This window comes from Akkermansia sp. 54_46, from assembly GCF_001917295.1.
Lineage (GTDB): Bacteria > Verrucomicrobiota > Verrucomicrobiia > Verrucomicrobiales > Akkermansiaceae > Akkermansia > Akkermansia muciniphila.
This window is the reverse complement of the sequence record NZ_MNUD01000003.1, coordinates 21,853-29,095: the sequence shown is the minus strand read 5'-3', so window position 1 is coordinate 29,095 and position 7,243 is coordinate 21,853. Positions and strand designations below refer to the sequence as shown.

Sequence of the window (7,243 nt, the reverse complement as noted above, 5' to 3'; positions counted from 1 at the left end):
CTCTTTACTGCTATGGATGGGACTTCAACAAAAACGTGACGGAGGTCTTCGACGCACGGGGAACGATCGCGGCAACTTACGACTATTCGCCCTATGGGACAGTTGGCAGCACAGGCAACCTCGTCCAGCCCGTCCAATGGTCCGGCGAGATGAACGACGAAGAACTCGCCCTGGTCTATTACAACTATCGTTATTACAATCCCGCTGACGGCAGGTGGATTAACAGGGATCCTATCGCTGAAGAAGGGGGATGGAATTTGTACGGGTTCGTGAGAAATGTTCCCATGATATGTACGGATTACTTAGGAAAAGATACTCTGGGTGAATTAATATATGCTCGTTATGTTATAAACTTTTTGAGAGGAATAGGAACTGTAGTTCCTTTCCCTTCTAAACCTGCAATGATAGCTCAAATGAGAGATTCTGCAGGAATGCAAAGAACTTTTGAAGAAGCACTACAGCAAATTATAAAAGAAGAATTAGAAAATATAAATAATTATCCAAAAAGCATAGAGATAGATTTTGTAGACAAAAAGGATATTACTGCAAAATTTTCTGTCCATCTAGGATACGAGTCTGGGGTCCATCTTCATTCCTCAGGTTGGTGGTTAGGTCGCCCGCAAAAAGTATTAGGGTATGGAAAATTTAAAATTTGTGTAAAATCAAAAGATGATATTATTTTATTGTCTTCTGAAGGGGTATCTTTAGCTTGGTACGATGTAATTGACGCTAATCCTACAGAGGGAGATCCTGAATGGCAACAATTTTTGGAAACGATTGTTCAGGACAAAGTGGATTCCTCAGCGGCTTTTCCAATTGAAGTTTGGGGTAATTTTACATTTAGTGAATTGGAAACTATTATTAACTCTATTGATATTTAATATGAATACTTTATACAATAAAATTTATATAATTTTGTTAATAATTATTCTCAGTGGGTGCGATAAATCTCCTCCCCAACCCGATACATGGGAAAAAATGATGACAAATACTATGGGGGTTCCTCAGAATTCGTGGAGGCTGCATACTTCGATGCGGGGGAGAATAAGAATAATTTATATTTTCCAAACTGATCAGCAATGGACGGATTGCATTCACTTGCAGGCCTTGAAATTACAAGACGGACTGGACGCAAGAGTCTCTTATTCAGGCATAAGTACAGATAATATTCTGGATGTTTCAGGAGTAAAAAATGATTTTAATAAAGAAATAATAAAAAATCCTGAAATCTATTCATTAATAAATGAGGATTTCTTGAAAGGAGATCTTACACCTTATAGTATGTTGCATATTCGGGATAAATTTTTGGAAAAAGAATATAAAGAAACGGATAAACATGAATTTATAACATTCCCATTTGGTGAGATTTTCATATTGTATAAAAAAATAATTCAAGGAGATAAATATTTAGTCATAATAGCTATTTCTCCTCATGAGAAATAGTAACAATATAATCGGAATTATGCAGAATAATCTTGTCGGGATACTGCATGATTGCTGATACCGAAATTCAGTCATCAATCCCCTCTTAGCACTTCCGAACATGGTCCGTGATCAACTCGAATCTGGAAATTTCTTCCAGAAATATGATGTGTTCAATACCACAGGCCACTTTATCCGCACGCGGTTTTGCCATATGCAACACCGTCATTAGGAATTCCTTGACCATAGTATTAGCATTGCCAACTCCACTCTCAAATCTCCCTCTTCCTCCTTGGAACAACCCTTGATCAAAACATCAACGGGTATCTGGACGGTCGTGTACACCGCGCGGTGAGCTTCACCAGCCGGGACGGCAGTACGGTGGTGGAATGCGGCTACGACTACCAGGGACGCCGCTACATGAAGAAGGTCACCGTCAACGGAACGGTCGCCAGCCATGAACGCTACCTGTACCGTGGCTACCTCCAAATTCGGACACTGTTGTGGGATCCTCTGGAACCGGTGGCCACGCGTCCCCTGGCCCTGGTGCAGGCCGCCTCTCTTTACTGCTATGGATGGGACTTCAACAAGAATGTGACGGAAGTCTTCGACGCGCGGGGAACGATCGCGGCAACTTACGACTACTCGCCCTATGGGACCGTGACCGGCACGGGCAGTCTCGTCCAGCCGGTGCAGTGGAGCAGCGAGATGAACGACGGCAAATTGGCTCTGGTCTATTACAACTACCGCTATTACAATCCCGCTGACGGCAGGTGGATCAATCGCGTCCAATCGCTGCAGAAGGAGGATGGAATTTGTATGGGTTTGTTGATAATGAAGTGGTATTCTCTATTGATTATCTCGGAAAAGAAACTAACGAATTTGGCTACACAATGACTATCCCTGCGGGTTACATACCCATTCTTCTTATTATTGAGGGAAGTATATCAATAGAAAAAAAGAAAAATTGTGTATGCATTGAAGCAAAATTACGAACAGATGTTGGTATAGGTGTAGGCATAGGACTTAAAATTAAACAAAAATGGTTGCCTATTCTGCCTGATATTGAATATTCTTTACGAACTATGGTTGCTGGATTAAGTAATGAAAAAATACTTAAAATTGACAATTGTAATGGTAAAACTTCAACATACTATCGGGAAGAATTATTAGGATTGTCTCATAGAATTGATGCAGGTATTACATTATCATCTTATATACAAGCATCTTATTCTATTGATTTTAAGATAAGTGCTGGGTTAACTTTGAATGCAAAACCAATATCTTTAACTTTAGATGCAACGGGGTATGTTAAGATTGCCGCTACTTTGAAAATTCCATTTGTTATAGATCAAACTGAAGAAATCTCTAACAAATCTTTTAATGAAAATAAAAAAATATGGTCTAAATAATGAACACGATATAATTAGTCATCTTTATTATGATTTACCCTGAATCTCCTTTAACTGGATATGAATATTTCGAATTAGTTTGTAGATGTATTTTTGTAATCCTATTTTTAAGAATCCTTGTTTGGATCAAAAAAAATACTCTTAATTTTTCATTTAATAACTTCCCTTTTTCAATTATCAAACTTACAATTTATTTATTTCTGATCTCTGGAATAATTGGAGTTTTGTCAACAATGTATCATGGTATAAATCTATTATGGGAAAACTTTTCGAATGAACTTTTAATATCATATACAGCATTAATTTTTTCTTATCTTATTATAGTCATTGAGTGTTTCAGAATAATAGATGTTTTGAAGAAAATCAAAAATAAATCTGCTTCCAATTGAAATAATCATGAAAAAATGTTTTCAGACTTGTTTTTATAAGAAGCTAGCGTATTACAAAGAACACAGGAAGAGAATTGAATCGGAACATTTTCCATATGATAAATAGTACCAGAACAATTGTATAAAAGATAACAAAAAATCATAAAAAATGTGGATCCCCTAAAAATCCTTATAATAGAATGACCGTAGCTACCTGTAACTAGCGGCGCAGGATATGCTGGACAACCGGAACGTGCTTCGGACACTGTTGTGGGATCCTCTGGAACCGGTGGCCACGCGTCCCCTGGTCTTGGTGCAGGCCGCCTCTCTTTACTGCTATGGATGGGACTTCAACAAGAATGTGACGGAAGTTTTTGATGGGTAGGGAACGATCGCGGCGGCTTACGACTACTCTCCCTATGGGACAGTTGGCAGCACAGGCAGTCTCGTCCAGCCCGTACAGTGGTCTAGTGAGATGAACGACGGCAAATTGGCTCTGGTCTATTACAACTACCGTTATTATAATCCTGCAGACGGCAGGTGGATTAACAGGGATTCGCTAAAGGAAGAGAATTTTTTAGAGATATATTTGAAAAAGGCTGTCCGGTAAAAGTCGTTTTTGCTGTAGCAGGATTCTTTCTGTTTGTTACTGTACGGCAGGGACTTTCTGCGCTTCCGGCACGGGCAACGGCGTTTTCCGGATGGTAACGGGCGTTCCTATGCTGGTTTGCCTGTAGAGAATTTCCGCAACATTTCGCGGCAGACGGACGCAGCCATGGGAAACAGGATGCCGCCGAACTTTCCCTACATGCAGGCCCAGCCCCGCGTTGGTAAGACGCTGCCAATAAGGCATGGGAGAGCCGTCAAAACGACCTCCCTCCGGTATGGGATCCGTGGATTCGGCATTGTAGTTGATGCATTTGCCTTCGGCATCATACATTTTGCCGTAGAGGTTGGAAGTATGGTCTTCCTTTTTGGAGATAACGGCGTAGTCCCCCGTTTTGGTCGGATAGGCTTTTACGCCGGAGGAGAGGGGGAAGTCCATGGCGACCAAGCCGTCCACCAGATACTGGCCCCGTTGTTCGTCCAGGCAGACGAAGATTTTTCGGGATTTTTTCGGCTGGCGGTTCAGCAAGGTATCGTCCTTATAGACGTCGTACGTTTTCCGGTAGTCCTTGCGGGCTACAAAATGAGCGTATGTGGAAGGATGAAACGGGTTTTTATATTCCGGAACGGATTTGTCCACGGCACGCGGATCCGGCAGGGCCGCATGGCCCGTGCCGGAGTGGGAACAGGACGCCCACCCCATGAGCACCACGGGGAAGGCGGCCAGAACAAGGAGAGGCTTCATAAGTGGAGGAACCGGGAGGATCCCCCGGATTACTTGGAACGCGGAATCGTCAACTTCTGGTTGATGTGAATCAGATCGGACTTAAGGCCGTTAGCCCTTTTAAGGGCCTTGACAGAGGTGCCGTTCCTGCGGGCGATGGCTCCCAGCGTATCGCCTTTCTTCACGGTGTAGGTGCGGGCCTTGGGAGCGGATTTACGGGAGGAGCTCTTTCTGGCAGCCGTGCTGCGGGAGGATTTGCTGCCGGCCGTGCTCTTCCGCGCGGATGATTTTTTAGTGACGGAAGGCTTGGCGGGGGGATTGTAAGCGTAGCTGGAAGAACTCTGAACCGGGCTGTAATGGCCGGATTCGTAAGCGGGATCAGAGCTTTCCGCGATCCACGGCGGGATTTCGCCGCTGGCCGGTTCCGCAGTGTCGTAACCGGCCGTGGAGGAATTCTGGGTGGAGCAGGAAGAGAGGGGGAATACCAGCGCGGCAGCGCAGGCGCAGGTTAAAATGAATGGCGTTTTCATGTGTGCCCTGTTCATACTAATTTATGATTTCGGATTCAAGGCGGTAGCGCGGATTGTCGGGATTTTTTTTCAGACCTTGCCCAGATTATAAAAGGTTTCCGCATTTCGGGTCGTCACATGGGCCAGATCTTCCAGGTTCATGCCTTTGGCAGCGGCGATGAAACGGGCTGTATGAATGAGATGGGCGGGTTCGTTCATGCGGCCCCGGAGGGGTTCCGGGCTGAGATAGGGGGAGTCCGTTTCCAGCATGATACGGTTTTCCGGGCACCAGCTTGCGGTTTCCGCCACTACGGGGGCGTTTTTAAAAGTAGCCACCCCGGTGAAGGAGACCATGCCGTCCAGTTCGTCAAAGATCCGCATGGCCTGAGCGGTATTTCCGATGAAGCAGTGAAATACGGGACGCACGCGGCCCGCGTAGTTCCGGGCAATAGCCAAGGCGTCCTCAAAGCTCGCGGAACCTTTCCGGTCCCGCGTATGCAGGACGATATTAAGGCCCAGGCGCTCCGCCAGGTCAAAGTGCCGTTCCAGAAGGTCCTGCTGAAGGCGGTGGAATTGTTCCGTTTCCCAGCCTTGGGGCGTCCCGTGGAAGTAATCCAGGCCCGTTTCCCCGATGGCGGCCAGGGGAACGTCCTGCGCCTTCCGGAAAAGCTGGTCCGCCCAGTCTGCCGGGGCGTCATGGGCATCGTCCGGATGGATGCCCAGCGCACAAAAAACCGCGCCGGGAAACTGGCGCGCCCACGCCGTGTTTGCCTCCCAGTCATCCATCCGCGCCCCCAGCGTAATCATGCGGTCAATGCCTTCCCGGAGGGCATGCTGGACGTAAGTTTCCCTGCGGGACTGGTCGAATTGAGCGGAAGCCAGATGGCAGTGCGTGTCAATAATCATGGTGTAAGGGACTGTGGCGGAACGGATGAAGTTTGTGGATATTTGCCGGCTTTGAAAAGTGCAAACGCAGAGCATGCCTGATTTTTCCTTGCCACGCGGAAGTGAAACGCACAAACTGCCCCGCATGAAATGTACGGCTTTGTGCATGTGCGCCGCCCTGCTGCCGGTGGGCTTCCTGCAGGCAGGAACCCAGCAGATAGAAGCGCCGCAGGAGGGCTCCGTTATCAGTTTCCATCTGGAAAACGATATGTTCGTGGGGGATGATGATAATTATACCAACGGCGTCCGCTTTGCGTGGATGTCCGGCACCACGTCCCGAAGCCATACGTTTTCCGGCATGCTGGGAACAGTGCTGGGCGGCACGAACGCCTCGGATTCCTGGCGGCGGTTCATGGGCATGAGCGGTTCCGCCAACCTGCGCCAGCAGTGGGGCCTGGACCTGACCCAGCTCATGTACACCCCGGAGCAGAAGGCCACCTATCCCATCTACAACCAGCACCCCTATGTGGGCAACCTGACGCTGGGGCTGACCTCCCTGGTTAAGAATGAAGACCGGGCCAATTCCCTGGAGCTGCAGCTCGGCACCACGGGCACGAATTCCCTCGCCAAGGGCTCCCAGCATTTCATCCATAAGCTGTGGGGTATGGAGCAATGGCCCGGCTGGGCCAACCAGCTCCCCGGAGAGATAACCGCCAATTTGTTTTTCAAGCGGTATTACCGCCTGCGCGGACTGGAGAAGCGCTACGGCTCCGGTTTTGAAACGGATGCCCTGGCTTACTGGCATGCGGACGCCGGCACAGTAAAGGTGCAGGCGGGGGGCGGCATGTCCTTCCGCTTCGGCTATAATCTGGGCAATACTTCTCCGGAGAACAGCATTCGCGGCGCGACCAGCGCAGCGCCTCCCTTCGTTTATAACAGGATGTCCGTTTCCAATTGGGGGTATTACGGTTATATTCATGCTGCCGTGCGAGCCGTGGCTCATGACCTGTATCTGGATGGTACGGTGTTTCGTTCCTCCCCCAAGTATGTGAACAAGTATCCCGTAGTGGGAGAATGGGGTTATGGCTTCGGCCTCCGGTACAAGCGCTCGGAATTGCTTTTCGGCCTGCATTACATGACCAAGGAGTACACCCAGCAGGAATCCATGCAGTGTGTGGGCGTTCTCCAGCTCCGGCATACTTTTTAACGGCTGCGTTTGCAGGCCGTTCATAAACGCAACAGCAGCTTGCAAAGGGCAAGTTTGCTGTTAGAATTAGAATTGCGGATTCGTATGTAACAGGACAATCCGTTTGTGCA

At 47.6% G+C, this 7,243-nt stretch carries 10 protein-coding genes; 7 read left to right on the top strand and 3 right to left on the bottom strand.

Annotation, left to right across the window (positions count from 1 at the left end):
• The first annotated feature begins 35 nt into the window (after window positions 1–35).
• From BHW66_RS01790 to BHW66_RS01765, 6 genes are all read left to right on the top strand, one after another.
• Window positions 36–881, top strand: coding sequence for an RHS repeat-associated core domain-containing protein (locus tag BHW66_RS01790; protein WP_286688832.1), 846 nt, complete (start codon window positions 36–38; stop codon window positions 879–881).
• Window position 882: 1 nt separating this feature from the next.
• On the top strand, window positions 883–1,443 hold the full coding sequence (locus BHW66_RS01785; protein ID WP_046437390.1) for a hypothetical protein: 561 nt from the start codon (window positions 883–885) through the stop codon (window positions 1,441–1,443).
• Between the two features lie 399 nt (window positions 1,444–1,842).
• Entirely contained in the window at window positions 1,843–2,319 is a 477-nt protein-coding gene (locus BHW66_RS01780) for an RHS repeat-associated core domain-containing protein (RefSeq protein ID WP_286688830.1), read from the top strand.
• Window positions 2,316–2,834 carry a hypothetical protein gene (locus BHW66_RS01775; RefSeq protein WP_046437395.1) on the top strand — a complete coding sequence of 173 codons (519 nt, stop codon included), beginning with the start codon at window positions 2,316–2,318 and terminating at the stop codon, window positions 2,832–2,834. Before BHW66_RS01780 ends, BHW66_RS01775 begins: the two co-directional genes overlap by 4 nt.
• Before the next feature lie 603 nt (window positions 2,835–3,437).
• The gene (locus BHW66_RS01770; RefSeq protein ID WP_180975861.1) at window positions 3,438–3,587 is read left to right on the top strand and encodes a hypothetical protein; all 150 of its coding nucleotides are present in this window, start codon (window positions 3,438–3,440) and stop codon (window positions 3,585–3,587) included.
• Window positions 3,588–3,593: 6 nt separating this feature from the next.
• Window positions 3,594–3,812, top strand: a complete 219-nt coding sequence (locus BHW66_RS01765; protein WP_102758824.1) for an RHS repeat-associated core domain-containing protein — start codon at window positions 3,594–3,596, stop codon at window positions 3,810–3,812.
• 36 nt (window positions 3,813–3,848) lie between these two features.
• Here BHW66_RS01765 and BHW66_RS01760 read toward each other — a convergent pair whose 3' ends face one another.
• From BHW66_RS01760 to BHW66_RS01750, 3 genes are all read right to left on the bottom strand, one after another.
• Window positions 3,849–4,553 carry a L,D-transpeptidase family protein gene (locus tag BHW66_RS01760; RefSeq protein ID WP_146023962.1) on the bottom strand — a complete coding sequence of 235 codons (705 nt, stop codon included), beginning with the start codon at window positions 4,551–4,553 and terminating at the stop codon, window positions 3,849–3,851.
• A 29-nt stretch (window positions 4,554–4,582) separates the two neighbouring features.
• Window positions 4,583–5,062 (bottom strand): LysM peptidoglycan-binding domain-containing protein, encoded by a 480-nt coding sequence (locus tag BHW66_RS01755; RefSeq protein WP_022198170.1) that lies wholly within the window; start codon window positions 5,060–5,062, stop codon window positions 4,583–4,585.
• A 69-nt stretch (window positions 5,063–5,131) separates the two neighbouring features.
• On the bottom strand, window positions 5,132–5,947 hold the full coding sequence (locus tag BHW66_RS01750) for a TatD family hydrolase (RefSeq protein WP_180975860.1): 816 nt from the start codon (window positions 5,945–5,947) through the stop codon (window positions 5,132–5,134).
• A 124-nt stretch (window positions 5,948–6,071) separates the two neighbouring features.
• On the opposite strand from BHW66_RS01750, the gene BHW66_RS01745 reads away from it, so the two are divergent.
• Window positions 6,072–7,133 (top strand): lipid A deacylase LpxR family protein, encoded by a 1,062-nt coding sequence (locus tag BHW66_RS01745; RefSeq protein ID WP_022198172.1) that lies wholly within the window; start codon window positions 6,072–6,074, stop codon window positions 7,131–7,133.
• Window positions 7,134–7,243: the final 110 nt, after the last annotated feature.